The sequence below is a fragment of the Latilactobacillus parasakei genome, from assembly GCF_049674265.1.
In the GTDB taxonomy this organism is placed as follows: Bacteria; Bacillota; Bacilli; order Lactobacillales; family Lactobacillaceae; genus Latilactobacillus; species Latilactobacillus sakei.
Genome location: NZ_CP186861.1, coordinates 130,094 through 156,497, shown reverse-complemented (window position 1 = coordinate 156,497; position 26,404 = coordinate 130,094). Strand labels below are relative to the sequence as shown.

The 26,404-nt window shown below is 41.4% G+C and carries 25 protein-coding genes; 5 read left to right on the top strand and 20 right to left on the bottom strand.

The genetic code is table 11. From position 1 onward, the window contains the following. Nucleotides 1–10: 10 nt before the first annotated feature. The 13 genes from atpD to ACPBEH_RS00740 all read right to left on the bottom strand — a co-directional run bounded on the left by atpD (nucleotide 11) and on the right by ACPBEH_RS00740 (nucleotide 12,077). On the bottom strand, nucleotides 11–1,441 hold the full coding sequence (gene atpD, locus ACPBEH_RS00800; protein ID WP_424349375.1) for a F0F1 ATP synthase subunit beta: 1,431 nt from the start codon (nucleotides 1,439–1,441) through the stop codon (nucleotides 11–13). Nucleotides 1,442–1,464: 23 nt separating this feature from the next. Next, nucleotides 1,465–2,412, bottom strand: a complete 948-nt coding sequence (locus tag ACPBEH_RS00795; protein WP_011374826.1) for a F0F1 ATP synthase subunit gamma — start codon at nucleotides 2,410–2,412, stop codon at nucleotides 1,465–1,467. Between the two features lie 12 nt (nucleotides 2,413–2,424). Beyond that, on the bottom strand, nucleotides 2,425–3,960 hold the full coding sequence (gene atpA / locus ACPBEH_RS00790) for a F0F1 ATP synthase subunit alpha (RefSeq protein WP_011374827.1): 1,536 nt from the start codon (nucleotides 3,958–3,960) through the stop codon (nucleotides 2,425–2,427). Nucleotides 3,961–3,987: 27 nt separating this feature from the next. Further along, entirely contained in the window at nucleotides 3,988–4,530 is a 543-nt protein-coding gene (gene atpH, locus ACPBEH_RS00785) for an ATP synthase F1 subunit delta (protein WP_011374828.1), read from the bottom strand. Further along, the gene (atpF, locus tag ACPBEH_RS00780) at nucleotides 4,517–5,038 is read right to left on the bottom strand and encodes a F0F1 ATP synthase subunit B (protein WP_424349374.1); all 522 of its coding nucleotides are present in this window, start codon (nucleotides 5,036–5,038) and stop codon (nucleotides 4,517–4,519) included. The genes atpH and atpF overlap by 14 nt, the downstream gene beginning before the upstream one ends. A gap of 62 nt (nucleotides 5,039–5,100) precedes the next feature. Continuing rightward, nucleotides 5,101–5,313 carry a F0F1 ATP synthase subunit C gene (gene atpE / locus ACPBEH_RS00775; protein ID WP_011374830.1) on the bottom strand — a complete coding sequence of 71 codons (213 nt, stop codon included), beginning with the start codon at nucleotides 5,311–5,313 and terminating at the stop codon, nucleotides 5,101–5,103. Nucleotides 5,314–5,331: 18 nt separating this feature from the next. Then, complete coding sequence (gene atpB / locus ACPBEH_RS00770) at nucleotides 5,332–6,045, bottom strand: F0F1 ATP synthase subunit A (RefSeq protein WP_011374831.1); 714 nt, start codon at nucleotides 6,043–6,045, stop codon at nucleotides 5,332–5,334. Between the two features lie 308 nt (nucleotides 6,046–6,353). After that, on the bottom strand, nucleotides 6,354–6,983 hold the full coding sequence (gene upp / locus ACPBEH_RS00765; RefSeq protein WP_011374832.1) for a uracil phosphoribosyltransferase: 630 nt from the start codon (nucleotides 6,981–6,983) through the stop codon (nucleotides 6,354–6,356). A gap of 157 nt (nucleotides 6,984–7,140) precedes the next feature. Next, complete coding sequence (glyA, locus tag ACPBEH_RS00760; protein ID WP_424349373.1) at nucleotides 7,141–8,388, bottom strand: serine hydroxymethyltransferase; 1,248 nt, start codon at nucleotides 8,386–8,388, stop codon at nucleotides 7,141–7,143. Between the two features lie 86 nt (nucleotides 8,389–8,474). Continuing rightward, nucleotides 8,475–9,503: an L-threonylcarbamoyladenylate synthase gene (locus ACPBEH_RS00755; RefSeq protein WP_011374834.1), complete on the bottom strand. Its 1,029-nt coding sequence runs from the start codon at nucleotides 9,501–9,503 to the stop codon at nucleotides 8,475–8,477. Nucleotides 9,504–9,532: 29 nt separating this feature from the next. Beyond that, the gene (gene prmC / locus ACPBEH_RS00750; RefSeq protein WP_424349372.1) at nucleotides 9,533–10,402 is read right to left on the bottom strand and encodes a peptide chain release factor N(5)-glutamine methyltransferase; all 870 of its coding nucleotides are present in this window, start codon (nucleotides 10,400–10,402) and stop codon (nucleotides 9,533–9,535) included. After that, entirely contained in the window at nucleotides 10,380–11,477 is a 1,098-nt protein-coding gene (prfA, locus tag ACPBEH_RS00745; protein ID WP_011374836.1) for a peptide chain release factor 1, read from the bottom strand. The genes prmC and prfA overlap by 23 nt, the downstream gene beginning before the upstream one ends. A 6-nt stretch (nucleotides 11,478–11,483) precedes the next feature. Continuing rightward, complete coding sequence (locus ACPBEH_RS00740) at nucleotides 11,484–12,077, bottom strand: thymidine kinase (protein WP_011374837.1); 594 nt, start codon at nucleotides 12,075–12,077, stop codon at nucleotides 11,484–11,486. Between the two features lie 177 nt (nucleotides 12,078–12,254). Here ACPBEH_RS00740 and ACPBEH_RS00735 point away from each other — a divergent pair, with 177 nt between their 5' ends. Together ACPBEH_RS00735 and ACPBEH_RS00730 are read left to right on the top strand one after the other, a co-directional pair. Further along, nucleotides 12,255–13,604 (top strand): MurT ligase domain-containing protein, encoded by a 1,350-nt coding sequence (locus ACPBEH_RS00735; protein ID WP_424349371.1) that lies wholly within the window; start codon nucleotides 12,255–12,257, stop codon nucleotides 13,602–13,604. Then, nucleotides 13,601–14,344, top strand: a complete 744-nt coding sequence (locus ACPBEH_RS00730; protein WP_076632247.1) for a type 1 glutamine amidotransferase — start codon at nucleotides 13,601–13,603, stop codon at nucleotides 14,342–14,344. Before ACPBEH_RS00735 ends, ACPBEH_RS00730 begins: the two co-directional genes overlap by 4 nt. A 62-nt stretch (nucleotides 14,345–14,406) precedes the next feature. Here ACPBEH_RS00730 and ppdK read toward each other — a convergent pair whose 3' ends face one another. Next, nucleotides 14,407–17,028, bottom strand: a complete 2,622-nt coding sequence (gene ppdK, locus ACPBEH_RS00725; protein WP_424349370.1) for a pyruvate, phosphate dikinase — start codon at nucleotides 17,026–17,028, stop codon at nucleotides 14,407–14,409. A 172-nt stretch (nucleotides 17,029–17,200) separates the two neighbouring features. Between ppdK and ACPBEH_RS00720 the strand changes: the two genes are divergently transcribed. The 3 genes from ACPBEH_RS00720 to ACPBEH_RS00710 all read left to right on the top strand — a co-directional run bounded on the left by ACPBEH_RS00720 (nucleotide 17,201) and on the right by ACPBEH_RS00710 (nucleotide 19,008). Next, entirely contained in the window at nucleotides 17,201–17,824 is a 624-nt protein-coding gene (locus tag ACPBEH_RS00720; protein WP_424349369.1) for a helix-turn-helix transcriptional regulator, read from the top strand. Between the two features lie 19 nt (nucleotides 17,825–17,843). After that, complete coding sequence (locus tag ACPBEH_RS00715) at nucleotides 17,844–18,641, top strand: pyruvate, water dikinase regulatory protein (protein WP_424349368.1); 798 nt, start codon at nucleotides 17,844–17,846, stop codon at nucleotides 18,639–18,641. Between the two features lie 121 nt (nucleotides 18,642–18,762). Continuing rightward, nucleotides 18,763–19,008: a hypothetical protein gene (locus ACPBEH_RS00710; RefSeq protein WP_011374843.1), complete on the top strand. Its 246-nt coding sequence runs from the start codon at nucleotides 18,763–18,765 to the stop codon at nucleotides 19,006–19,008. A gap of 50 nt (nucleotides 19,009–19,058) precedes the next feature. On the opposite strand, the gene ACPBEH_RS00705 is transcribed toward ACPBEH_RS00710, so the two are convergent. The 6 genes from ACPBEH_RS00705 to ACPBEH_RS00680 form a co-directional block, all read right to left on the bottom strand. Further along, nucleotides 19,059–19,703 carry an HD domain-containing protein gene (locus ACPBEH_RS00705; RefSeq protein ID WP_424349367.1) on the bottom strand — a complete coding sequence of 215 codons (645 nt, stop codon included), beginning with the start codon at nucleotides 19,701–19,703 and terminating at the stop codon, nucleotides 19,059–19,061. A gap of 73 nt (nucleotides 19,704–19,776) precedes the next feature. After that, entirely contained in the window at nucleotides 19,777–20,751 is a 975-nt protein-coding gene (gene manA, locus ACPBEH_RS00700; protein ID WP_011374845.1) for a mannose-6-phosphate isomerase, class I, read from the bottom strand. A 101-nt stretch (nucleotides 20,752–20,852) separates the two neighbouring features. Beyond that, nucleotides 20,853–21,863, bottom strand: a complete 1,011-nt coding sequence (locus ACPBEH_RS00695) for a serine hydrolase domain-containing protein (RefSeq protein ID WP_424349366.1) — start codon at nucleotides 21,861–21,863, stop codon at nucleotides 20,853–20,855. A gap of 97 nt (nucleotides 21,864–21,960) precedes the next feature. Then, nucleotides 21,961–23,838, bottom strand: a complete 1,878-nt coding sequence (locus ACPBEH_RS00690; RefSeq protein WP_011374847.1) for an ABC transporter ATP-binding protein — start codon at nucleotides 23,836–23,838, stop codon at nucleotides 21,961–21,963. Next, nucleotides 23,838–25,568 carry an ABC transporter ATP-binding protein gene (locus tag ACPBEH_RS00685; RefSeq protein WP_424349365.1) on the bottom strand — a complete coding sequence of 577 codons (1,731 nt, stop codon included), beginning with the start codon at nucleotides 25,566–25,568 and terminating at the stop codon, nucleotides 23,838–23,840. The genes ACPBEH_RS00690 and ACPBEH_RS00685 overlap by 1 nt, the downstream gene beginning before the upstream one ends. Nucleotides 25,569–25,591: 23 nt before the next feature. Next, the gene (locus ACPBEH_RS00680; RefSeq protein ID WP_424349364.1) at nucleotides 25,592–26,233 is read right to left on the bottom strand and encodes a TetR family transcriptional regulator; all 642 of its coding nucleotides are present in this window, start codon (nucleotides 26,231–26,233) and stop codon (nucleotides 25,592–25,594) included. Between the last annotated feature and the right edge of the window lie 171 nt (nucleotides 26,234–26,404).

The window sequence follows — 26,404 nt, the reverse complement described above, 5'->3', positions numbered from 1 at the left end:
ACGCCCCTTTCTAGTCTTGATCGACAGCCTTTTCAGACTGTGTATAGCCCATTTCTTTTGCCTTTGCTAATGCAGCATCAATGTTCCCAACAAGACGGAATGCTTCTTCTGGAACATCATCGTAGTCACCCGCAAGGATGGCCTTGAAACCAGAAACAGTATCCTTAACTGGCACGTATGAACCGGCTTGGCCTGTGAAGGCTTCGGCAACGTGGAAGTTTTGTGATAGGAAGAATTGAATCCGACGAGCACGTGCAACGATAATCTTTTCATCATCAGATAATTCATCCATACCTAAGATAGAGATGATATCTTGTAATTCACGATAACGTTGTAAGACGTGTTGTACTTCAGAAGCAACTTCGTAATGTGCTTGGCCAACAATTTCAGGATCGAGCGCACTAGAAGATGATTCTAGTGGGTTAACAGCAGGGTAAATCCCTTGTTGTGTTAACTTACGATCCAAGTTAGTTGTGGCATCCAAATGCGCGAAAGTTGTTGCAGGCGCAGGATCAGTATAATCATCGGCAGGCACATAAATGGCTTGGATAGATGTAACTGAACCTTTTTTAGTTGATGTGATTCGTTCTTGTAATTGACCCATTTCTGTTGCCAATGTTGGTTGGTAACCAACGGCTGAAGGCATCCGTCCTAATAGGGCAGAAACTTCTGAACCAGCTTGCGTGAAACGGAAGATATTATCAATGAACAATAGCACATCTTGGCCTTCAACATCACGGAAGTATTCAGCAATTGTTAAACCAGTCAAGGCAACACGCATACGTGCACCAGGTGATTCATTCATTTGACCGAAAACCATGGCTGTCTTTTCCAAAACGCCTGATTCTTTCATTTCAAAGTATAAGTCATTACCTTCACGTGTTCGTTCACCAACACCAGTAAAGACAGAAATACCACCATGTTCTTCAGCGATATTATGGATTAATTCTTGGATTAAGACGGTTTTACCAACACCGGCACCACCGAACAAACCGATTTTACCACCACGCACATAAGGGGCAAGTAAATCGATAACCTTAATCCCTGTTTCTAGAATTTCTGAACTTGTATTTAATTCCTCAAATTTAGGCGCAGAACGGTGAATACTGTCGCGTCTAAAATCTGCAGGAAATTCTTCGCCGCCATCGATTGTTTCGCCTAAGACGTTAAAAACACGTCCTAGAGTTTCTTTACCGACTGGTACGTTAATTGCACGTCCAGCATCTTCAACAGGCATGCCACGACGTAAACCGTCAGTAGATTCCATTGAAATTGTACGCATTACCCCGTCGCCTAATTCTAGAGCAACCTCTAAAACGACAGTTTCATCATTACCTTTATCGACTGTTAAGGCATTATTGATATCTGGTAAATCCGTATCTAAAGAAAATTCGACATCGACAACGGGACCAATAACTTGGACAACTTTTCCCATACTCATAGTTGTTTCTTCCTCCCGCATTTTTATTCTAATGCTGCCGCACCACCGACGATTTCGGTGATTTCAGTTGTAATTTGAGCTTGACGTGCACGGTTATATTTAATTGATAATTCTGAAATTAAATTATTCGCGTTATCGGTCGCACTCTTCATTGCTGCCATTGAAGCAGCATGTTCTGCTGTTTTAGAATCTAACATTGCGCCATAAATTAAGCTTTCGGCGTATTGCGGTAGAATTGCGTCTAAGGCATCATCCACGGAAGGTTCCGTAATGTATTCTAGATTTTGATCAGCAACTTCTGAAACATCTAAGTCGGTAATTGGTAACATTTTTTCAGCTCTAAAGCCAGATGTTAATGAGTTAACATGGTGGTTGTAACAAACGTACAACTCATCGTAAACACCATTATCATACATCGCAACGGCCGTTTTAATAATTTGTTTAACTTCTTCAAAAGAAGGGACATCACTGACACCACGATATTCGTAAGTTAAGTTCATGCCACGTGCTTTAAAGAAATCAGCACCAGTCCCGCCGACCGCAAGAATTGCGTATTCATCAGGTGATTGATGCGTTTCTGAAATCATTTGGACCATTGCTTTTAGGATTGAGCTGTTATATGCACCAACTAAGCCCCGATCACTTGTAATAACTAAGTAACCAGTTTTCTTAATTGGTCTTTCCACTAACAAATTACTCAACGTTACTTCGTGCTTGATCGCCTTTTTAATAGTTGAATCAGCAGGTTCTGCTTGTAAACTACTCTTTTGACGAGCAATGTCAATTAATTGACTTGCAGCTAGATGCGTCACGATTTCTCGAATCTTATCAGTATAGACTTGGTAAGCAACTGAGTTCTTTTCGATTTGAGAAAGCTTAGCACCAGAAACCATTTGCATAGCACTTGTAATTTGCCCAGTTTTTTTAGTAGAGGCGATTCTTCGTTTGATATCCATTAAAGATTCAGCCAATTAATTCACCCCTTACTTATCTGAGTCTTTGTCATCGGCAGCTTGTTCTGGTACAAAACCTTCTGTGAAGGCTTTAATAGCAGCATCAAGTTTGTCTGTGTCTGGCAATTTAGTTGTTTGACGGATTTCATCCATCAAGTCTTTAGCGTTACTTTCTAGATAATCATTTAAACCACTCTCATAACGCATGATGTCATCAACAGGTACATCATCGATGAAACCGTGTGTTAAGGCATATAGAATTACCGTTTGTTGTTCAAATGGTAATGGTTTATGCAATGGTTGTTTCAAGACTTCAACAGTCCGTTTACCACGATTTAGTTTGGCTTGTGTTGCGGCATCTAAATCAGAACCGAATTGCGTAAAGGCTTCTAGTTCACGGTATGATGAAAGGTCAAGACGTAATGTCCCTGAAACTTTCTTCATAGCCTTGGTTTGAGCTGCCCCACCAACACGAGAAACAGATGAACCAGCATCAATAGCTGGACGTGTTCCTGAATAGAATAAATCACTTTCCAAGAAGATTTGACCATCTGTGATCGAGATAACGTTAGTTGGGATATAAGCTGAAATGTCACCAGCTTGTGTTTCGATGATAGGTAAAGCAGTCATTGAACCGCCACCTAATTCATCACTTAACTTAGCAGCACGTTCTAGTAAACGTGAATGTAAGTAGAAGATATCACCAGGGTAAGCTTCACGGCCTGGAGGTCTTCTTAAAAGTAATGAGATTTCACGATAAGCAGCAGCTTGTTTACTTAAATCATCATAGACGATTAAAACGTGCTTGCCGTTATACATGAATTCTTCACCCATTGCTGCACCAGCATAAGGGGCAATGTACAAGAGTGGTGCGGGTTGGCTAGGGCCAGCTTCGACAACAATTGTATAATCCATTGCACCATAACGCCGTAAGGTTTCAACTTGTGTTCTAACAGTTGATTCCTTTTGACCAATGGCAACGTAGATACAGATCATATCTTGACCTTTTTGGTTAATAATCGTATCGATCGCAACAGATGTTTTACCAGTCTTACGATCCCCGATGATTAACTCACGTTGGCCACGACCAATTGGCACCAAGGCATCGATCGCTTTTAAACCTGTTTGTAAAGGTTCTGAAACAGATTGACGGGCCATAACGCCGGGTGCTTTCTTTTCGATAGGACGCGTTTTGTCTGTTTTAATTTCGCCGCGTCCATCCACTGGTTGACCCAAAGGATTAACAACACGACCGATTAAAGCATCGCCAACAGGTACTTCCATGATCCGACCTGTCCGTTTAACTTGGTCCCCTTCACGAATATTTTCGTATTCGCCGAGGATGATGATACCAACATCATTTGTTTCCAAGTTTTGTGCCACACCGTATGAACCGTTAGAGAATTCTAACAATTCACTTGAGAGGGCATTTTCTAAACCGTGAGCACGTGCAATCCCATCACCAACATAAGTGACAGTACCGACTTCTTCAACGGCTAATTCTTCATTATAATTTGCTAGTTGTTGTTTAATTAATGCACTGATTTCCTCAGTTTTAATGCTCATCAGGTTCACCTCTTTATCAACGATTGACTATTTCAATAATAACGACTTAATTTGGTCTAAGCCGTGTTTGACACTTCCATCGATTACCTTATGGTTCGATTCAAGCACGATACCACCAATAATATCTGGATCAACGACACTTTCGATTAACACTTCGTTTAAACCTTCGCGTTTAGCGAAAGATTGACTGATCTTAGCTAATTGATCATCGTCTAAAGCAACTGCTGAAGTCACCTTAGCGTGTGCAATCCCCTTATGTTGATCGTAAAGATCTTCATAAGCTGCGATAATATAAGGCATTTCAGCCATTCTTTGATAGTCAAAAACTAAGCTCAAAAAGTGTTGCATTAAAGTACTAAAATCATTACTCAATGATTCTAATAAGTTACGCTGTTTCAACCCAGATAAGGTTGTATCTGTTAAAACTGTGCCTAATTTTGGATTGTCATTGAAAATGGTCTCGAGTGCTTGTATCTCATCATGGATACTTTCAAATTGTTGCTCTTGTTCTGCAAGGGAAAATAAGGCCTTTGCATAGCGTTGTCCGACTGCATACTTATCTAGTTTCATTTTGCTTGTCCAACCCTTCAATATAGGAATTGATCAATGACTTTTGATCAGCGACTGACAATTCTTTCTTAATGAGTTTAGAAGCAATTTCAATAGATAATTGAGCAACATCATCTCTCGCACTGTTTAACGCATCTAAACGAGATTGTTCGATGTCTTTTTTAGCATTTTGTTTTAAAGTTTGGACTTCTTCTTGAGCGAGGGTAACCATACCTTCGCGTTGTTTTTCACCGTTTTGTTTAGCTGTATTAACAATCTCAACGGCTTCTGATTTAGAGCTTTTCAACTCTGTTGCGCGTTGTGCAGCCAATTTGGCAGCATCTTCGCGTGATTGAGCGGCGCTATCTAAATCATTTGTGATTTTATTTGAACGTTCCTGCATCATTTTTGAAACAGGTCCGAAAGCAAATTTACCAACTAAAGCGACTAAGATGATGAAGACAACAAGTACAAATAGTGAATCTCCAAGGTAAGATGCAGAAGCACCAACGATTAAATTACTAAACATCTATTGACACTCCTTCCTTGACTTACTGTCTAATTTTTAAAGTGAAACGTTGTTCACTCGGATTAACTAAATAAGATCAAGAAAGAAACGACGATTGATAAAATTGGAACAGCTTCAATCAAACCAACACCGATAAACATTGTTGATCTTAATTGTGCTGACAATTCTGGTTGGCGTGCCATACTTTCGATTGTCTTAGAAATTACCTTACCATTACCGTATGATGCTGCGAATGCTGCAAGTCCTGCTGCGATAGCTGCTGCTAAAAAGTTCATATTTTTTTCCTCCTGATTTTAGTCTTCCATTTCGACTTTCTCTGAAATGTAGACCATTGATAATGTTACAAATACAAAGGCTTGAATTGATCCGATAAAGACGGAGAAGCCTTGCCATACCATTTGAATTGGTGCTGTGACAAGCATTGTGGCTGGGCCATGCGAGAAAGCCATCTTAACTAAAAGATTCAATAAAACTTCCCCGGCAAAAATGTTCCCATACAAACGCAATGACAGCGTCAAGAAATTGGTAAATTGTTCGATGATATTAATCGGTAAGAAAAATCCTACTGGTTTAATATAACTCTTCAAATAATTACCAAATCCTAGTCGTTCAATACTGAAATAATGCGAAAGGACTAATACAATCATCGCTAAGGACATTGTAATAATCGGATCCGCAGTTGGACTCTTCAGCCAAACCACTTCGTCCACCTTCATCTGGAAAATCAAACCGAACTGATTACTAATGAATACGAAAAGAAACATAACAAAGGCAAATAGGTAGAATTGCTTCCCTTCTTCGCCCGGCATAGCACTCTTAACGATACCATTAGTAAAATCGATCATCCATTCCAGGACGTTCTGCCGCTTGGTTGGTTTCAACGCAATCTTTCTTGATAAAAAGAAGACGAGCGCGAAAACAATTGCTGCACTTAATAATACCGAAAGGCAGTTCGCTAAATTAAAACGAATTCCCAAAATGCTAATAATGGGATATTTATCACCCACAAGATTCCCTCCTTCCCTAGGCTTATTTAATAGTTCACGCGAGTTTTCCGATTAACAACTACGTACAACCAATTAACCTAAAAAACAGTAACATTTATGTAAAGAGACGCATAAATTATTACCGCAACACAATTAAGATAATACCACCATTAATTTGAAAGTACAAAGTAATTAGTGATTAATTTGTAATTATTTTTTGTTGAGTCGGTTAAGCGTTAAATAAAGCGCTAGCATGTTCAAAACATAACGTTGAGTATCAAAAAGGCGTTCGCCAAAATGCCGAACGCCTCCTATTATATGTGCATTAATTATTTAGTCCCGAATAAGCGATCACCAGCATCGCCCAAACCAGGATAAATGTAACCTTCTTCATTCAATCCATCATCTAAACCAGCTGCATAAATATCAACATCTGGATGTGCTTCTTGCACAGCTTTAACGCCTTCAGGTGCTGCTACTAAAACAACTAAGCGCATTGATGTTGCGCCACGTTTTTTAAGGGCATCAATTGCCATAATTGCAGAACCACCAGTTGCCAACATTGGATCAACGATGAATAATTGACGTTGGTCAATATCTGTTGGTAATTTAACGAAATATTCGTGTGGTTGAAGCGTCTTTTCATCACGATACATCCCGATATGACCGACCTTAGCGGCTGGAATTAATTCCAAAACGCCGTCGACCATGCCTAAACCGGCACGTAAAATTGGGACAACTGCTAATTTTTTACCGCTCAATTGCTTTTCAATAGCTGGGCCCATTGGTGTTTCAACTTCAACGTCTTCCATTGCTAGATCGCGCGTAATTTCGTAAACCATTAATTCGGCAATTTCATTCGCCACTTCACGGAACACTTTAGTCCCCGTATTCTTGTTACGAATAATTGTTAATTTGTGTTGAATTAACGGATGATTTAATACTGTGAACTTTGCCATTACCTTTTGCCCCTATTCTATTCAATTTGATGGAAAGAATTTCAACAAAAAAGAGTGACTCCAAAGAAAACATCCTCTGAGCCACTCTCCTTTCCGCTTAAAATTCTGTTTACTATTGTAGCGTATATCACAGTAAAAAACTAGCAGTATTCCTAAATTAGTCTAAAAATTTTGCTTGGGTGATTGGGAATTGGTCGGTTAACTTCAAGACCGCTTCACTAATTGCAGTCATTGCTTCTAGTTGATCGTGTTTTTCAATCACTTCTAGAATCAGTTTGGCGATTTGTTCACAATCAGCCTCTTTAAAACCACGTGATGTAATAGCTGGTGTACCAATTCGAATCCCACTTGCCTTAAATGGACTTAATTTTTCAAATGGAATTGTATTTTTATTAACCGTAATATGCACACTATCCAATAGATTTTGCAATTCTTTCCCATTGAGGCCACTATTGGTCAAGTCCAATAACATTAAATGGTTATCCGTTCCCCCCGAAACGACCCGGACTAAATCTGATTGATCAAAAACGGCAGCCATTGCTTGCGCATTAGCAACGATTTGTTTTGTGTAAGCTGTAAATTCTGGTTGGAGCGCTTCACCAAATGCAACTGCTTTAGCAGCAATCACGTGTTCTAATGGTCCACCTTGAATCCCTGGGAAAATGGCAGAGTCAATTGCCTTAGCATATTCTGCTTTGCAAAGAATCATCCCACCACGAGGACCACGGAGTGTCTTATGGGTAGTTGTTGTGACAACATCAGCATACGGCACTGGACTCGGATGGACACCCGTTGCAACTAAACCGGCAATATGGGCCATATCAATCATTAGATAGGCACCAACTTGATCAGCAATTTCACGCAAACGTGGAAAATCAATCGTGCGGCTATAAGCTGAAGCGCCAGCAACAATCATCTTAGGATGCACTTCTTGGGCCTTGGCTGCTAAACTATCATAATCCAATTGTTCGTTTGTATCCGCAACCCCATAACTATAAAAGTCATAGAGTTGGCCACTAAAGTTGAATGGTGAACCATGCGTTAGATGGCCGCCGTCCGTTAAATTCATCCCTAGAATCTTATCGCCAGGTTCTAATAGCGCTTGATAAACCGCCATGTTAGCTTGTGAACCAGAATGGGGTTGAACGTTGACGTGATCGGCACCAAATAATTCTTTAGCCCGTTCAATCGCAAGTGTTTCGATTTGATCGATATACTCGCAACCACCGTAAAATCGCTTGTTGGGATAACCTTCCGCATATTTATTCGTTAGCACGCTGCCCTGTGCTTCTTGAACAGCACCCGAAACAATATTTTCAGACGCAATTAATTCAATATTATGACGTTGACGATTTTCTTCTTGCTTAATTAAATCATTAATCACTGGATCTGTCTTAGCTAACATGCACAACACTCCTTAGGGGGATTATTGGGTCAAAAGTGCTTCACTTGCAACTTACGATCACTGGCCATTAGGCAGTTACTAAACCATTAATCGGCTTGTTGCTTACTAAAATACTTTTGCCCTGCTGATTTTTCGAGGCGGTTCATATACGCTAAACCAACACCTTCCTTGGCAAAGCCTTGGACAAGGATTAGTTTAACTTCCGGATTCAAATCAAAATACCGTAGTCCTTCAAATAAATGCTGGCTCGCTGTGACAACCGATTCACCTAATGAGAATTGGTCCTTGAAGCGGACTTTTGCTTGCTTTTCCAAAATCGTATCGACGGCCATCACACCAAATGGGACAGCTTGTTGGCTAGCCCAGTCAATCGCAGCGTCAAAGTCATCCGGATTAGCAACAATATAAACCTGTGCGTTAGGCGCATAATGCTTATATTTCATCCCGGGTGCTTTCGGTGTTTCTGCTGCTCCGACTTTGTGCTTATTGGTCATAATGGGGCCAATCACACGTTCAATGGCTTCTTGGGTTACCACACCTGGCCGTAAAATGACTGGTGTTGCCACACTTAAATCAATAACCGTTGATTCCAAGCCAACACCGGTAGGCCCGTCATCAATGACGCCGGCAATTTTCCCTGTCAAATCATGTAATACATGATCAGCTAAGGTTGGACTTGGTTTCCCAGATGTATTAGCTGAAGGGCCAACAATCGGCACTCCCGCGGCTTTAATCAATGACAATGTCACTTGGTTATCTGGCATTCTAAAAGCAGCCGTCTTCAACCCACCTGTCACAACAGCATCAAATGCCCCATGTTTTAAGGGCAAGATGATTGTTAGTGAACCGGGCCAAAAAGCTTTGACTAATTGCCCAAAAGCCGGGTTTGACGTCACTGCATAATGTTCAACCGTTTCAACCGAAGCAACATGGACAATCAATGGATTATCGCTAGGACGTCCTTTGGCAGCGTAGACCTTCTTAACAGCGGCTGGATTAGTCGCATCTGCCCCTAAACCATAAACCGTTTCAGTTGGAAAAGAAACTAATTCGCCCGCATTTAAAGCAGCGGCTGCTTGTTCAATTTGGTTGACTGTGTATCGTTTTGTTTCCATTATATGCCTTCCTTAATCAACATCTTATTCTATAATAACAAATTCCGATTGAAATAGTAACCCACTCGCATCATTCTAGACCAATTTGCCATATCTTTTTGTACTTCAAGGCTGAATCGGGGGTCTTTTTGCTCAAAAATACGAACAATCGCTTCTTTTTGCTGATAACCAAACTCTAAAAAGAGCGCGCCGTCTGATTCTAAAAATGCGGGGACTTCCTGCGCGAAGCGTTCATAAAAGGCTAACCCATTATTAGGCGCAAATAACGCTAAATCCGGTTCGTGTTTAAGTACCGAAGCATCCATGACAGAGCGTTCGTCTTCTGCGATATATGGTGGGTTCGAAACAATCACGTCAAATTGTTGCCCCATAACAGGCGTTAAGAAATCACCTTCGATGAAGTCAACCTTTGCACCTAATGTTTGCGCATTTTGTTGGGCCACAGCAATTGCTGCCGGTGAAATATCAACCGCAGAGACTTGCCAATCTGGGCGTTCACAGGCCAAAGTAATCGCAATGGCACCAGAACCGGTTCCGACATCTAGCACTTTTAGCGGTCTGTCCTTAACAGGGGCTACTGACAATACCCATTCTACCAATTCCTCGGTCTCAAGTCGCGGAATAAGCGTTGCGGGTGTCACCTTAAAATCACGTCCGTAAAAATTGGCATAACCTAAAATATATTGTGCCGGTTGATCCTCCGCAAATGCCGCCAAATCGGCTTGGTATTGTTCATACTCTTTTGCAGGCATTTCATCTCTGTAATGCAACACTAATTGGGTAGTCGTCCAGTGATGACGTCCTAATAATAGGAAACGCGCTGCTTCGCGTTCTTTATTGCGTTCTTCTAAAAATAAAAAAGCCCAATTCAGGGCTTTAAGATAAGTGAGCTGTGCCATCTTGTAATTGCTCCAATTTCTCTGTTTGATCGAAGAGGATTAAGGCATCGATTACGTCGCCTAATTCACCATTCATAATGCGATCTAACTTATTGAGCGTCAAACCAATTCGATGATCAGTCACACGATTTTGTGGATAATTATACGTTCTGATTCGTTCTGAACGATCCCCAGAACCAACGGCTGATTTACGACTTGAGTCATATTCACTCTGATTTTGTGATTCATAATAATCGTAAACACGTGCTTGTAAAATCTTCATTGCTTTAACACGGTTTTGTTGTTGTGAACGTTGATCTTGCATTGCCACAACAATCCCAGTTGGAATATGGGTCATCCGAACGGCTGAAGAGGTCTTATTAATATGTTGACCACCGGCACCAGAAGCACGGTAAACATCAACCCGAATATCTTTTGCTTCTAATTCGACATCGACACCATCGTATTCAGGCATGACAGCAACGGTTGCTGTTGACGTATGAACACGGCCTTGTGATTCCGTCTTTGGGATCCGTTGGACACGGTGTGCACCATTTTCATATTTTAGTTTAGAATAAACATTCTTACCGGTAATCATCATCGCAACTTCTTTGAAGCCGCCGACTTCAGTAGCCGTTTCATCGATGATTTCTGTTTGCCAGTTTTGTGATTCAGCGTAACGTTGGTACATGTTGAGGAGGTCACCCGCAAAGAGACTTGCTTCATCCCCACCAGCAGCGCCCCGAATTTCCATGATGATATTTTTTTCATCGTTAGGGTCAGTTGGTAACATTAAAATCTTAATTTCTTGTTCTAATTGGGCTTTTTCAGTTTGGAGTTCTTCTAAATCAGCCTTAACTAATTCTGTCATTTCAGAATCGGTTGTTTCTCGCAAAAGTTCTTCATTTTCAGTCACTTCGCTTAAAACTTCCTTCAAACGCGTATACTTGCCCACAATTTCGCGCAAGCCCGCTTCTTCCTTAGAAAGTTCCATGTAGCGACTGGTTTCATTAATCACTTCTGGATCAGACATTAATTCCTGTAATTCTGCATAGCGGTCTAATAAACCATCGAGTTGTTCAAACATTTTATCCATGAATGATTAGCCTTCCTTTTCAATCTCTTCTTGTATTGGTGGGTTAAAATAGTGCTTCCGGCATACTGGATAGTAAGCTTCATTGCCACCGATTTGAATCTGTTCACCTGTATAAACAGGCAAGCCGTTATTCATTCGCAAGTTCATAATCGCCTTTTTACGGCAGAACCAACAAATTGTCTTCATTTCTTCTATCTTATTGGCAAACAATAAGAGGTATTTCGAGCCTTCAAATAATTCATTCTTAAAATCATTTTTAAGACCAAACGCCATCACCGGGATATTCAAATCATCAACGACTTTGGCAGCTTCGATAACATGGTGCCGTTCTAAAAATTGTGATTCATCAATTAAAACACAAGCGGCATCTGGATTAGTTGCTTCAACCAATTCGTAAATATTCGTGTCCGAAAAGATCGGTGTTGCTTCGCGTTTCAAACCAATTCGACTTGAAACGATTCCCACGCCGTCACGATTATCAATCCCACTGGTTAAGATAATCACTGATTTATTCTGTTCTTCATAATTATGAGCAACTTTTAGAATTTCAATTGATTTACCACTGTTCATTGCACCATATCGAAAAAATAATTGCGCCATTTCCAAACACCCCTATATCAAAGCACATTTTAGTCTAGTATACCTGAAAATAGGAATCGCAACAATATCGGCCCCGATAAAAACTAAAGTTTCCATAAATTTTGCCCCTTCATGACTTCCCTATCGTCGTTTTCCAGAAAATATGCTATTATTATGAACATTGAAAGGGTGGCTTGCATGACAATTAAAAGTTCATTTGCAACAACAACGGGACGTTTTTCATACTGGTTCTTACATACCTTTATGAAAGGCGGCAGCTCTTTACCTGGTCAGATTGCAACAAATCTAGACCCCGCTGTTTTGAAAAACTTAACTAAAAACTACGACGTGATTATCATCACTGGGACCAACGGGAAGACGTTGACGACAGCTTTGACGGTTCAAACGCTCAAGCAAAAATACGACAACATCATGACCAATTCAACAGGATCGAACATGATGCAAGGGATTACGACGGCCTTTTTGGCCCATCATCCTAAAAAAGGGCAAAAGCAACTTGCGATTCTTGAAGTTGATGAAGCCAACGTTGAACCACTTTGTCGTTATATTGAACCCAAAGCAATTGTGATGACTAACATTTTTAGAGATCAAATGGATCGTTTTGGTGAAATTTATACCACTTATAATAAGATTTTGGCCGGGGTTAAACTCGTGCCCAATACGACCTTAATTATGAATGGCGATGTACCACTTTTCTCATCGGTTGAATTACCTAATCCTAAAATTTACTATGGTTTCAATCATCAACCAGATGGTGAAATGCTCGCACCAAGCAATACGGATGGCGTTTTGTGCCCTGTTTGCCAACATATCATTCACTACAAGTTCATCAGTTATAGTAGCCAAGGCAAATTCTACTGCCCAAATTGCGGCTTCAAACGCCCTGAACTAACGGATCAAGTGACGGCCATCAACGAAATGCGCCCAACCAGTTCTCAATTTGAAATTAACCAAGCACCTTTTGAAATCTCAATCGGTGGTATGTATAACATCTATAATGCCCTAGCAGCTTACAGCATTGGCCGCTTCTTGGATGTTCCTGTTTCAGATATTCAAAAAGCCTTCACGCAAAATAAAAAAGTCTTCGGTCGCCAAGAAGTGATTCAATTGAAAGACAAGGCAGTCACATTGGTACTTGTTAAAAACCCAGTTGGCTTAAATCAAGTCCTCCAAATGATCAGTTCTGATCCAGAAGATTTCTCATTAGCAATGTTACTAAATGCTAACTACGCTGATGGTATCGATACAAGTTGGATTTGGGATGGCGAATTCGAAGACCTTTTGAAACACCACATTCCAACGGTTATCACCGGTGGCGAACGGCGTGATGATATCACTTTCCGCTTGAAAGTGGCTGGTGTTACTGACGAACAACTACATGAAACAGCCGATTTAGATGCCACATTAGCAGCTATTGAAGCAGCCCCTACGAAACATGTTTACGTACTTGCTACCTACACGGCAGTCTTACAATTACGTAAAAAAATGGCAGAGGCCAACTACATTAAGAAAGGACTATCAGTATGACCCAAACCTTAAAAATTTGTCATCTTTATGGCAACTTAATGAATACTTATGGGGATCTCGGCAATATTTTAGTCCTCGATTATTACGCTAAGAAAATCGGCTTAAAAACTGAAACAGAAGTTATCAGTATCGGCCAAGATTTCGATGCCAGCCGCTACGACATCGTCCTCTTCGGTGGTGGCCAAGATTTCGAACAAAAAATCATTTCAGAAGATCTTAACAGTAAAAAAGCTGCACTCACAGCATACATCGAAAATGGCGGTGTAATGCTTGCCATTTGTGGTGGTTACCAATTATTGGGCCACTACTACATCGGTGCGAATGGTGATAAGATTCCCGGGATTGGCGCCCTTGATCACTACACACTCAGCCAAGATAATAGCCGTTTTATTGGCGATATCGTTATTGAAAATCGTGAATTTAACGAAACTTACCTCGGCTTTGAAAATCATAACGGTCGGACTTTCTTAGGAAAAGATGAAAAACCACTCGGTTACGTTAAACGTGGTCATGGTAACAATGGCGAAGATGGCACTGAAGGTTGTGTTTATAAAAACACCTTTGGCTCTTACTTCCATGGCCCAATCTTAACCCATAACGGTGTCTTAGCTAAACGACTCTTAACAACAGCGATTAGCCGCCGTTTCCCAGAGTTTGATCTTCAACCACTAGCGGACCTTCCAATCGAAGAATCCCGTTACCAAGTCGACGCAGCAGGTGTCAAAAAGGTCCAAAACTAAATACTCCCAAAAGAACCCCGACAATATCTTTTTCGATATTGTCGGGGTTCTTTTTTTGCATTTTAATCTGCCAATGTTAATTGACTTTGGGCCGCTGCCAAACGGGCACTTGGCACTCGGTATGGTGAACACGAGACATAATCAATGCCTAAATCACGATAAAACGGCATCGCTGCTGGATCACCACCGACTTCGCCACAAACACCAATCGATAAATCAGGTTTGGTTTGACGGCCTTTTTGAACCGCCATTTGCATCAAAGTACCGACCCCATCTTGGTCGAGTGTTTGGAACGGTTCGGTCGGCATTAATCCCTGTTGTTGATAATCCGGCATAAAATGACCAATATCATCGCGAGAAAAGCCGTACGTCATTTGCGTTAAATCATTGGTGCCAAAACTAAAGAAATCTGCGGTCTCTGCGATTTGATCCGCAACTAAACACGCCCGCGGAACCTCAATCATTGTCCCAATTTGATAAGTTAGTTGTTGGTGATTTTCTACCAAATAGTCGTTGATGGTTTGTTGTAATAGTTGTTTTAGATACGCCATTTCAGTCGCCGTGCCAATTAGCGGCAACATTATTTTAGGGATTACAACATGGTGGTGCGTCGCTTGAACCGCTAAGGCACTTTCGACGATTGCTAAGACCTGCATTTGGTAAATTTCAGGATAGGTCACCGCCAAGCGACTGCCACGATGGCCTAACATGGGATTAACCTCCGCTTTATCAGCAATCCGCCGCTTAATCTCGGCCAGACTAATGCCTAACGCGGTTGCTAATTCAGCCTGTTCCGCTTCATTTTGCGGTAAGAATTCATGCAATGGTGGGTCTAACAAGCGAATCGTACATGGCCGTTCTTCAGCTAATGAAAAGATTTGCTGAAAGTCAGTTAATTGAAGGGCTTTTAGTACCGCCAACGCCACTTGGCGATCCGCTAGTTCAGTTGCTAAAATCATTTGGCGCATTTTAAAAATTCGTTCTGGGCCAAAGAACATGTGCTCCGTCCGCACAAGTCCTAACCCCTGTGCGCCAAATTCAAAAGCAGTCGCCACTTCTTGAGGTGTTTCAGCGTTGGCCCAAACCGCAAATGGCGCAATCTCATCACACCAACTGAGCACCGTTGCAAGCGTTGTTTCATGTACACCGGTTTGTTGTGGTAATGTCCCCAAATAAAGATTACCAGTATGCCCATCAACCGAAATAATCGCCCCTTCTTTTAAAACTCGGTCGGCAAAATGCGCCTCACGTTGTTCATAATCCACTTGAAGCTGCTGACAACCAACGACACAACAACAGCCCATTCCCCGGGCAACAACCGCCGCATGCGATGTCATACCACCACGACTCGTAACAATTGCCTCACTAATCACCATCCCATCAATATCTTCTGGTGATGTTTCTTGGCGAACTAAAATGACTTTTTCACCAGCTTCGTGTGCCTGTTGTGCTTTTTGGGCGTCGAAATAGATCGCACCAGTGGCAGCCCCGGGACTCGCTGGTAACCCAGTCAATAACTGAGTTGCCTGTTGCACCGCACTATCTTCAAAAAGCGGGTGTAATAACCCATCAATCATCGTCGGCTTCAAGCGACTAATCGCGGTTGGTCGATCAATCACCCCTTCATTAACTAGATCGACTGCAATTCTAAAAGCGGCCGGTGCAGTTCGCTTACCAATCCGTGTTTGTAAAATATATAACTGACCAGATTCAATCGTAAATTCCATATCTTGCATATCCCGGTAGTGCGCTTCTAATTGGTTGGCAATCGCTTTAAATTGTTCATAAATTGCTGGCAACTGTGCCTTTAACGTTGCAATTGGTGCGGGTGTTCGAATCCCCGCCACCACATCTTCACCTTGTGCATTCAATAAATATTCACCAAACAAACCAGGTTCCCCAGTTGCTGGATTCCGGGTGAACGCAACGCCAGTTCCACTTTGTCCTTGATAATTACCAAAAACCATTTGTTGCACGTTGACTGCGGTTCCCATGGCACCGTCGATTTGATTTAACCGCCGATAAGTTTGCGCACGTGAATTCTGCCATGATTTAAAGACGGCTTCAATTGCCAGTCGCAGTTGTTGATCAACCGACTGTGGAAATTGATATTGTCCAGCCGCTACGTACAGGCCTTTATAGGTTTCAATCAATTGTTTTAAGTCAAGTAGTGTTAAGTCGGTATCCTTTTGAACTTGTCGTTTATTTTTCAGCGCCGTTAATGCCGCTTCAAAAATTGGCTTATCAATACCGTAAACCACATCCCCAAACATTTGAATCAACCGACGATAACAATCATAAGCAAACCATGGATCATCGGTCATCTCAGCTAAACCGATTACCGTTTGATCATTTAGGCCCAAATTCAAGATGGTATCCATCATCCCCGGCATTGAGATTGGTGCACCGCTACGAACGGATACCAATAACGGTTGCTCAGCATTCCCTAATTGTCGCTGCGTTTTTTCTTCAAGAACGTGAACCGCTTTCATTAATTCGTCTTCTAAAAAGTCCGTCTCTTGTTTAGAACTCGCTAAGTATTGTCGACAAGCAGCCGTTGTAATTGTAAAGCCGGCTGGTACGGGTAATCCTAATCGCGTCATTTCCGCTAAGTTGGCTCCCTTGCCACCTAATTCTTGATTCGTTAACGTTTGATCTTCAGCAAAAGCATAAATACAGTTCATGATAGCGCCTCCAAATTTTATCGATACCCGCATTATATAGTGTGTCACATTACAAGTCAATAGTGTAGCTTATAAAAATTAATAGGTCACACTATTGTGTGAATATATTGCAATTAGCGTACTACTATCATATAATGAATTCATTGAAACCGATTTATTTAAAGGAGCGCTTATGGAATTATCTATCCGCCAACAAGCAATTATTAAAATCGTCAAAGCGAATCAACCCATTAGTGGGACTAAAATCGCTGAACAATTGCATCTTTCTCGGGCAACCTTGCGTAATGATTTCGCAATTTTAACAATGACCGGTATTTTGGACGCCCGCCCTAAAGTCGGCTACTTTTACGTCGGCCAAGAAGTGATGCCGCTCTTAACCGATGAACTCTACCAAGAAACAGTCGGTCAACTGATGGTCCCACCTCTTTTAATCCCTCAAACGACAACGATTGATGAAGCGGTCACGCAACTATTCATGCACGATGTTGGGTCGCTTTATGTAACGGATGAGCAGTCAGGTTTGCTAGGTGTTTTATCACGAAAAGACTTACTGCGGGCAACCATTAATACAACTAATACACAAACTACGCCTGTTGCCATGATTATGACGCGAATGCCAAACATTACAACGACCACCGAGGAAACATCTGTCTTACACGCCGGTCAACGGTTAATCGCCCATCAGGTTGATTCATTGCCAGTGGTTGCAATCGACGGTATCACCGTCATTGGCAAAATCACCAAATCAATTATTATGCGCTATTTCATCGAAGCCGGACTACACAATCAATCATAATTTTTTGGAGGATTACAAAATGTCAGCGATTCCAATTTTTATCATTTCAGATTCAATTGGCGAAACAGCCCGCAACGTCATTGCAGCAGTTAACGCCCAATTCCCCGCGTCAGTCACCCTTAAAATTCAACGCTTTCCGTTTATTACCGATCAAAAAACATTAACCCCCATTTTACAAGATGCCCATCAAGAACAGGCAATTGTTGTCTCAACACTTGTTAACCACACGCTTCAAGAAACGGTGATTCAATTTTGCCAAGCCAAGCATTTAACCTTAATCGACCTTCTGTCTCCGCTGACCAATGCCATCAGCGAACGCAGCCAAACCGCATCACTGGAAACCCCAGGTTCATTACGGAAACTTGATGAACACTATTTCCATCGGATTAGCGCCATGGAATTTGCCGTTCGTTACGATGACGGTCAAGATCCACGTGGTTTATTAGAAGCCGACATCGTTTTATTAGGCGTTTCACGGACCTCAAAAACACCCCTCAGTATGTATTTGGCCAATCAAAACTATCGTGTGGCCAACTTACCACTCATTCCCAACGTGCCGTTACCAAAAGAATTATTCAAAGTACCCGCCCATAAAATTATTGGTCTAACCATGCCACTTTCAACACTGCTAAAAATCCGCCAAGAACGTTTGGCCACTTTGGGATTACCGCAAACAACGAACTATTCCAATATGACAACCGTCGGTGACGAGCTTGCCTATGCCAACCAGATTTTTGAACAATTAAACGCCACGACGATTAATGTTGCCGATCGTTCGATTGAGGAAACAGCTAGTTTAATCCAAACCTTAATCTAAAGATTAAGGAAACGACTTAACCTTTTTTAAAGAAAAAAGCCGATTTTTATTCATAAAATATCAATTGTTTGATAACATTCCCCAGCTATACTGTTGTTATAGATTAAAAGGAGCGATCGATATGCTAATAAAAAACCAAAACATTGAATCCGTTAAAATTAAAAGTATTGATAGTCAAGATAAGGTCCTCGCGACAACCGAGTCCGGCGAAATTATCGAACTACATATCACCGATCAACAAAAGAAGGATCGGCTTTTCTGGGAATCATTGGTGAACGTTTTACGCGCTGAACTTTGGCTCCCTCTCAAAAAGAAAACCCATGAACTCTTACAAAACGACTGGTTAGCAGAACCAGAATTAAATTAACCAAAAAGAACGTTGGCCAGAAGTAATTCTGACCAACGTTCTTTTTTTAGTTATTTTGCGCCTTGCCATTCCGCAATGTACTCGGCCACAAAGTCTTGCATGACTTGTGTTCTAGCGGTTGCGATTTCTCGCGCCACTTGCGTATTCATCGTCGCCGCGAGTTTGAAGAGCTTTTCATAAAAATGATTAATCACCGTTGAAGGTTCCCGATAATTAGCCTTGGTTAACTCGGCCCGTGGTTGAATTTCAGGATCATAAGCCACCCCATCGTGCGCACCACCGTACATAAAAGTCCGCCCAATGCCAATCGCGCCAATCGCATCCAACCGATCCGCATCTTGAACGATTTGTCCTTCTAAACTTAATGCTTGGTGCTGATTAATATTTTTAGAAAATGACATATGATCGATGATGTCAAAAATCGCAGTTGATTGCATCTTATCAATGCCATTTTGGGTTAAAACAGCCGCTACGCTTTGGCGAGCTTGTGCCACATCGCTAACAATTTTTTCATCAATTACATCGTGTAATAGTGCGGCTAATGTAATCGTTGTTAAGTCGCCATCACCAACTTGGCGTTGAATTAAGCGGGCATTATTTACAACCCGTTGAATGTGATCAAAACCATGGCCACTATGCTCCTGAGCTAACGCTGTTCGTACGAATTGTTCAATTGCTTCAATTTGTTTTTGCATGACTGCCACCCTACTCTTTTAATCATTAAAAAAATTGCAACCACGGCTGCGGTTGCAATTCGTTATGTTTATTTTACTTGTTACCCGGTTCTGAAGCAATAATTTGCATGTTACCTTTTAAGTCCCATGACTTAATGCCAAATGGTAAGACAAAGTGCATGTTCTTATGAATTGGGTAGGTTTGACCATCCGCAACCAATTCACCTTCACCGTCAACCACTGACACTAAAGTATAAGGGGCTGTTGTCCGGTCAAAGTGTAAATCACCCTTGACCAACCATTGGTAAACACTGAAAAATGGTGACATTGGGGGTTGCACATAAGTTGTGATGGTTGAATCCCCAACGTGTTCTGTTTGAATATTCAAAACAGGATCTTGATGGGGCACAATCGTGGTATCAATTGATTGTTTTAGATGCAATTCACGTTTTTCACCCGTCTTCGCATCTACTCGATCATAATCGTATAACCGATAAGTCGTATCACTACTTTGTTGCGTTTCAAGGGCCATAATCCCCTTATTCAAGGCATGAATTGTGCCACTTGGGACGTAGAAAAAGTCGCCCGTTTTAACAGGTACTTTACGCAATAAGTCATCCCACTTACCCGCTTCAATCATTTCCGTTAGTTCTGCTTTGTTTTTAGCGTGATGACCATAGATTAAGTAAGCACCAGGTTCGGCATCTAAAATATACCAACATTCAGTCTTACCTAATTCTGTAGGGCCTTCGTGAGCAGCTGCATAGGCATCATCTGGATGGACTTGAACTGATAAGCTTGCTTCGGCATCCAAAATCTTCGTTAATAATGGGAAAACTTCTCCCTTGGCATCACCAAAATAATCGCGGTGTTGGGCCCAAGCTTGATCTAATGTGAGCCCTTTTAAGGGACCATTTTCGATTGTGCTGGGACCATGTGGATGTGCTGAAATCGCCCAACATTCACCAATGTCGCCATCTGGTAAATCATAGTCGAAGGCTTCTGCTAATTTGCGGCCACCCCAAATTTTTTCTTGGAAAACTGGTTTTAGAAATAATGGTTCTGTCAATTCAATCACTCCTAATGCACTTTATTTATCAATGTTTCTATTCTACCATAAATGAAAGCGGATAAGACGTGGTAGTAACTGTTTTTAAAGCGATTTCGTGATTAGACCTTATCTTCAGCCAAGAATTGATCCACAATCATTGTCCGCCGATCAAGAAAAGCTTGATTATCTGCTGACGGGTGAATCCGATTGCTCAATACAATCAAGCCCGTCTGGCGTTTTCGATCTAGCAACATAAAAGTCCCCGTAAAACCGGTATGATAAATCAATGGTGTCTGATCTGCTGTAAACCGTAAATCCCAACCCAATGATCGACCTAAATGGGCTGGTGTCCAGTCGCGGTATAAGCCCTTAACACTTGCTTGACTAACCGGTGCCTCAGCAACTTTTAATTGCCCTAGTTGAAACTGTGCAAACCGAACGACATCGTCTAACGGTGCAAAAAGCCCTGCTGCACCACTATGGTTTTGTAAAGTGTAACTCTTTGGATCGTGGACAACGCCTTGAATAAGCCCTCTAGTCATTGTTAGTTCGGTCGGTACTGCTCGACTTGCTTCTGGGGTAAACGTACTCTGGTCCATCCCTAAAGGGGTTAGCACCATATTTTGAATTAAATCTTGAACCGGTTTACCATAAATCACTTCTAGTATCCAGCCCAAATACAACATACCAATATCCGTGTAGACAACCTTTTTTCCAAAATTAGGGCCAACTGTCAATTGCGTTAATAGTGCTTCTTTTAATGCTGGCGCAGCTAACTGATTACGATTAGGAATATAGCCCTCTAAGCCCGATGTGTGGGTCAAGAGGTGCAAAACCGTCACCCGTCGATCTTTAAACGCTGGTAAAATGCTGTGAACCTTGGTCGTAAGTGACAGGCGACCCCGCTCTAACAAACGGAGAATCAACGTCGTCGTCCCAATCACCTTCGTCAAAGACGCTAAATCGTATAATTGTCCTGGTTCTAACGGGATTAGGTTAGGCGTCAGTTCTGAATAACCAAGAACCTTAGTCGTCACTTGCTGGTCTTCAATTACGGCATATGAAACACCTGGTACAACTTCATCAGCCACTAACGCCTCAATTTGGTGAATCGTTTGTTCAAATCGCATCTCAAAACCTCCTATTTGAATCAATACTATTAGTATACGCCATCTAAAAAAAGACACCACCAGTTTAACCTGATGATGTCTCTTATTTAATAGCAATTTAAATCTCGACGTTCCCTGAGAATTGACTGTTATATAGATCAGCGTAGAAGCCATCTTGAACCATCAATTCATCATGTGTACCGGTTTCCATAATTGAACCGTGATTCATCACAATGATGTTATCCGCATCCCGAATCGTTGATAAACGATGGGCAACAACGAAACTCGTCCGATTTTGCAATAGCCGTTCCATTGCGTGTTGGATATGAATTTCAGTCCGCGTATCAACCGAACTTGTTGCTTCATCCAAGATTAAGATATCTGGATCGGCCACAAAAGCCCGGGCAATCGTCAATAATTGTCGTTGACCTTGTGAAATATTTGAAGCTTCTTCATTCAAGACTGTGTTATAACCTTCAGGTAACTGACGAACAAAGCCGTCAACATGGGCCGCTTTAGCAGCTGCCAAAATTGCTTCATCTGAAGCTGATTCATTACCGTATTTCAAGTTATCCCAAATCGTCCCGGTAAATAGCCAAGTATCTTGAAGAACCATCGCAAAATGACTCCGCAATTCTTCCCGACTCATATCACGTGTATCGACACCTTTTAATTTAATCGAACCGCCACTAACATCGTAGAAGCGTTCAAGTAAGTTAATAATAGTTGTCTTACCAGCCCCAGTAGGACCAACAATCGCGATCATTTGGCCTGGTTTAACTTGTAAATTATAGTCCGTCAACAAGAGATCCTTGCCTTGGTAACCAAATTCAACATGTTCCATTTCTAATTGGTTGGCATCATCTTGCACAACTGGGACAGTTGAAGGCTCTTCAGACATATCTTCTTCATCTAAAACTGCAAAAACCCGTTCAGCTGAAGCAATCGTTGATTGAATTGTGTTTGCCAAGTTAGCCAATTGTGAGATTGGTTGTGAGAATTGTTGTGTATATTGCATGAAGGCCTGCATGTCCCCTAATGTGACTTGACCGTGTGAGACGCGAATCCCACCGATAATTGCCACGAAAACATACCCTAAGTTATTGACGAAAGTCATCAATGGCATGATCACCCCAGAGATAAATTGGGCTTTCCAAGCAGCTTTATACAACTTTTCATTTTGTTCTTCAAATGTATCAATCGTGACTTGTTCCCGGTTAAAGGTCTTCAAGACCACTTGACCGGAAAAGTTTTCTTCGATTTGATTATTTAATAACCCTAAACTCTTTTGTTGTGCGGCAAAGAATTTTTGCGACTTAGGTGCGACAATCCCAACGACAATTAAACTCAACGGAATTGTGACCAAAGCAATCAGTGTTAATTGCCAACTAATTGTCAGCATCATCCATAAAACACCGATAAACGTTACCGTGCTGGTCACCATTTGCGTTAAACTTTGTTGTAGCGTGCTGGCAATATTATCCATATCATTAATCGCACGACTCATGATATCCCCGTTTGAATGGGTGTCGTAATAATTGATTGGCACCCGTTGCATCTTATCTTTCAATTCCTTACGTAATTCGTAGACGGTTTGTTGTGAAATCCGCGTCATAATAAATTGTTGTAAGAAACTGAAGACGGCTGAAGCAAGATACATCAAGATCACCGTCATGATAATGTGTTGAATCTTATCGAAATCAATTGGTAAGCGATCCATTGCAATCCCAGCTTTTTGCATAGCATTGCCTTTCATCACCCCTTTAAAGATTTCAGTTGTTGCTTCCCCTAAAACTTTGGGCGTTCTAATTTGGAAAATAACGGAGACAATCGCCAAAACAATGACAAATACTAAGGCAATTAAACGGCTCGACATGTATTTCAATAAACGATTAGTTGTGCCCCAGAAATTCTTAGGTTTTTCAACGACGCCGCCCATGCCGCGACCTGGACCGTGACCACCTTGTGGCCGGTTTGTTGCTGCTTTTTCTGCCATTAGGCTTCATCCCCCTCTCTGATTTGTGAATTGATAATTTCTTGGTAAGTTGCATTTGTTGCCTTTAATTGGGCATGCGTGCCTTTACCAACCATTTGGCCTTCATCTAAGACCAAGATTGTATCGGCATCAGCCACAGTTGAGACCCGTTGTCCAACAATGACGACGACACTCTTTTGAATTTCAGTATCTTCCTTCAAGGCTTTGCGTAAAAGGGCATCCGTCTTGAAATCTAAAGCTGAAAATGAATCATCAAAAACATAAACTGATGCGCGTTTAACTAATGCCCGGGCAATCGCTAATCGTTGACGTTGACCACCTGAGAAGTTACCGCCACCTTGTTCAACGTGACTGTCTAAGCCACCATCAAGTTCGCTAACGAAATCCTTCGATTGGGCAATTTCAAGTGCATGCCAAATCTGATCATCAGTTGCATCCGGATTCCCATATTGCATATTTTCGCGAATCGTTCCTGTAAAGAGATTGGCTTTTTGCGGTACAAATGCGACTTGTTCATGAATATCATGCAATGTCACATCTTTGACGTTTAATCCATCAACTTGAACTTGGCCGGCTTCAACGTCGTAAAAACGCGGAATCAAGTTAACCAAGGTTGATTTACCTGAACCAGTCCCCCCGATGATCGCAACGGTTTGACCAGCAGACGCTTGGAAATCAATCTTCTCTAAGGCTAATTTTTCTGCATTTTGGTAGCGGAAGTTAACATTATCGAAGGCTAAGCTGACAGTTTGATCTGTCAAGCTTTTTGGGTTTTCTGGATTTTCAATTGGTGTTTGTAAATCTAAGACTTCATTAATCCGAACGGCTGATGCTTGTGCCCGTGGAATGAAGACGAAAACCATTGAAAGCATCATGAAGCTCATTAAGATTTGCATCGCATAAGTCATGAAGGCTAATAGGTTCCCCACTTGCATGGCTTGATCAGCAATTAAGTGACCACCCATCCAAGTAATCGCAATATTTGTCCCACTCATAATTAATGTCATCACAGGTAACATGACAGACATGATACTGTAGACCTTTTTAGCATTTTGTGTGTAATCTAAGTTCGCATCGTCAAAACGTTCTTGCTCGAACTTATCGCGCCGGAATGCACGGATTACCCGCACCCCTGTTAAACCTTCACGGAAAACTAAGTTAATCCGGTCAGTCTTCTTTTGCATCGCTTTGAAAAGCGGTACGGCAAAGTACATCACGACACCGATAAAGATTGCCATCAATGGTAAGACAACGACGAAGATTGATGTTAATTGCGCATTCTTTTGGTAAGCCAAGAAGCTAGCACCAATCAACATAATAGGAGCCATGATCATCATTCGTAAGAACATCATCGCCACATTTTGAATTTGAACAACATCATTAGTCGTCCGTGTAATCAGTGAAGAGGTCCCCACTTGGTCCATTTCATCGTGTGAGAAATTGATGACCTTCCGATAAATATCTGATCGTAATTTTTGGCCCAGACCTTGTGATGTCTTAGCAGCTAAATAAACGTTACAGATTGCGGCTAAGATACTGATCAATGAAAAGCCGAGCATTTTGAAGCCGGCTTGCCAGATATAATCAATATCGCCTTTGGCAATCCCATTATTAACAATATCAGACGTCAAATTAGGGAGATACAAGTTACTAACAACTTGAATCACCATGAATAAGACAGCACCAAAAACGGCTAAGCCCGACATTCTCTTTTTTGCAAGTTTAATCATGCGTTTTGTTCCTTCTTTCTATTCTACTTATCTTGAACGCTCGCGCCGGTTTCTAACCAACCAGTGACTAATTCGAAGTGTTCGTAGATTTGTTCTATTGTTAAGGCTTGCTCAGTATCACGATTTAAATAATAGGAAGCAATGCTTTGAAAAACATTATTCATTAATTGATGGAGAAGCAACCTAACGGCATCCGGCTGTGTTTTATCAATTTTCAGCAAACTAAAATCAACATGGTCCATTAAAAACTGAAAACCCTCTGTCCGATGCGCATGCATCAATTCAGGTGACATTTTACGGCGATTTTTGAAATCCATGTGCAAGAATAAATGCCGATAAAATTGCGCATTCTCACCATTAATCGCTTCATTCGCCATTGCCTTAAAGAAAATCCGAATTGTCTTAAAAAGATCACCCTTGGTATCTAATAAGAGCTGTTCTAAATCCTGTTTAGAGCTATCACGCAGTAAACTGAGGTCGTAAAAGAAAATATCAGCCTTATCTTCAAAGTACTGATAAAAGCTACCCCGTGGAATTTCAGCAGCTTTAATAATGTTGCTGACCGATGCTTCATTAAACGGGACCCGTGAAAATTCGGCATGGGCGGCCTTTAATAACCGTTGTTGTTTTTCTGCCGGTAACCGGAAAAAAGTTTTTTTAGGCATGCATTGGGACTCCTTTCAACTAAAAATGACATACCGTCGCAATTTATGACGTTCTGTCATTTTAGCACTGATTTTAATTGGATGCAATACTAAGTTATTACCAGGCTTGATACAATATCACTCACTAACCGTTATTGTCTAACAGCGCCATTAATCTTATAATAGGAATGT

Bases quoted from the DNA above. Each gene is read 5' to 3' on its own strand.
- atpD (WP_424349375.1), bottom strand. From the start codon at position 1,441: ATGAGTATGGGAAAAGTTGTCCAAGTTATTGGTCCCGTTGTCGATGTC.
- atpA (WP_011374827.1), bottom strand. From the start codon at position 3,960: ATGAGCATTAAAACTGAGGAAATCAGTGCATTAATTAAACAACAACTA.
- atpH (WP_011374828.1), bottom strand. From the start codon at position 4,530: ATGAAACTAGATAAGTATGCAGTCGGACAACGCTATGCAAAGGCCTTA.
- atpF (WP_424349374.1), bottom strand. From the start codon at position 5,038: ATGTTTAGTAATTTAATCGTTGGTGCTTCTGCATCTTACCTTGGAGAT.
- atpE (WP_011374830.1), bottom strand. From the start codon at position 5,313: ATGAACTTTTTAGCAGCAGCTATCGCAGCAGGACTTGCAGCATTCGCA.
- upp (WP_011374832.1), bottom strand. From the start codon at position 6,983: ATGGCAAAGTTCACAGTATTAAATCATCCGTTAATTCAACACAAATTA.
- glyA (WP_424349373.1), bottom strand. From the start codon at position 8,388: ATGTTAGCTAAGACAGATCCAGTGATTAATGATTTAATTAAGCAAGAA.
- ACPBEH_RS00755 (WP_011374834.1), bottom strand. From the start codon at position 9,503: ATGGAAACAAAACGATACACAGTCAACCAAATTGAACAAGCAGCCGCT.
- prmC (WP_424349372.1), bottom strand. From the start codon at position 10,402: ATGGCACAGCTCACTTATCTTAAAGCCCTGAATTGGGCTTTTTTATTT.
- prfA (WP_011374836.1), bottom strand. From the start codon at position 11,477: ATGGATAAAATGTTTGAACAACTCGATGGTTTATTAGACCGCTATGCA.
- ACPBEH_RS00740 (WP_011374837.1), bottom strand. From the start codon at position 12,077: ATGGCGCAATTATTTTTTCGATATGGTGCAATGAACAGTGGTAAATCA.
- ACPBEH_RS00735 (WP_424349371.1), top strand. From the start codon at position 12,255: ATGACAATTAAAAGTTCATTTGCAACAACAACGGGACGTTTTTCATAC.
- ACPBEH_RS00730 (WP_076632247.1), top strand. From the start codon at position 13,601: ATGACCCAAACCTTAAAAATTTGTCATCTTTATGGCAACTTAATGAAT.
- ppdK (WP_424349370.1), bottom strand. From the start codon at position 17,028: ATGAACTGTATTTATGCTTTTGCTGAAGATCAAACGTTAACGAATCAA.
- ACPBEH_RS00720 (WP_424349369.1), top strand. From the start codon at position 17,201: ATGGAATTATCTATCCGCCAACAAGCAATTATTAAAATCGTCAAAGCG.
- ACPBEH_RS00715 (WP_424349368.1), top strand. From the start codon at position 17,844: ATGTCAGCGATTCCAATTTTTATCATTTCAGATTCAATTGGCGAAACA.
- ACPBEH_RS00710 (WP_011374843.1), top strand. From the start codon at position 18,763: ATGCTAATAAAAAACCAAAACATTGAATCCGTTAAAATTAAAAGTATT.
- ACPBEH_RS00705 (WP_424349367.1), bottom strand. From the start codon at position 19,703: ATGCAAAAACAAATTGAAGCAATTGAACAATTCGTACGAACAGCGTTA.
- ACPBEH_RS00695 (WP_424349366.1), bottom strand. From the start codon at position 21,863: ATGCGATTTGAACAAACGATTCACCAAATTGAGGCGTTAGTGGCTGAT.
- ACPBEH_RS00690 (WP_011374847.1), bottom strand. From the start codon at position 23,838: ATGGCAGAAAAAGCAGCAACAAACCGGCCACAAGGTGGTCACGGTCCA.
- ACPBEH_RS00685 (WP_424349365.1), bottom strand. From the start codon at position 25,568: ATGATTAAACTTGCAAAAAAGAGAATGTCGGGCTTAGCCGTTTTTGGT.
- ACPBEH_RS00680 (WP_424349364.1), bottom strand. From the start codon at position 26,233: ATGCCTAAAAAAACTTTTTTCCGGTTACCGGCAGAAAAACAACAACGG.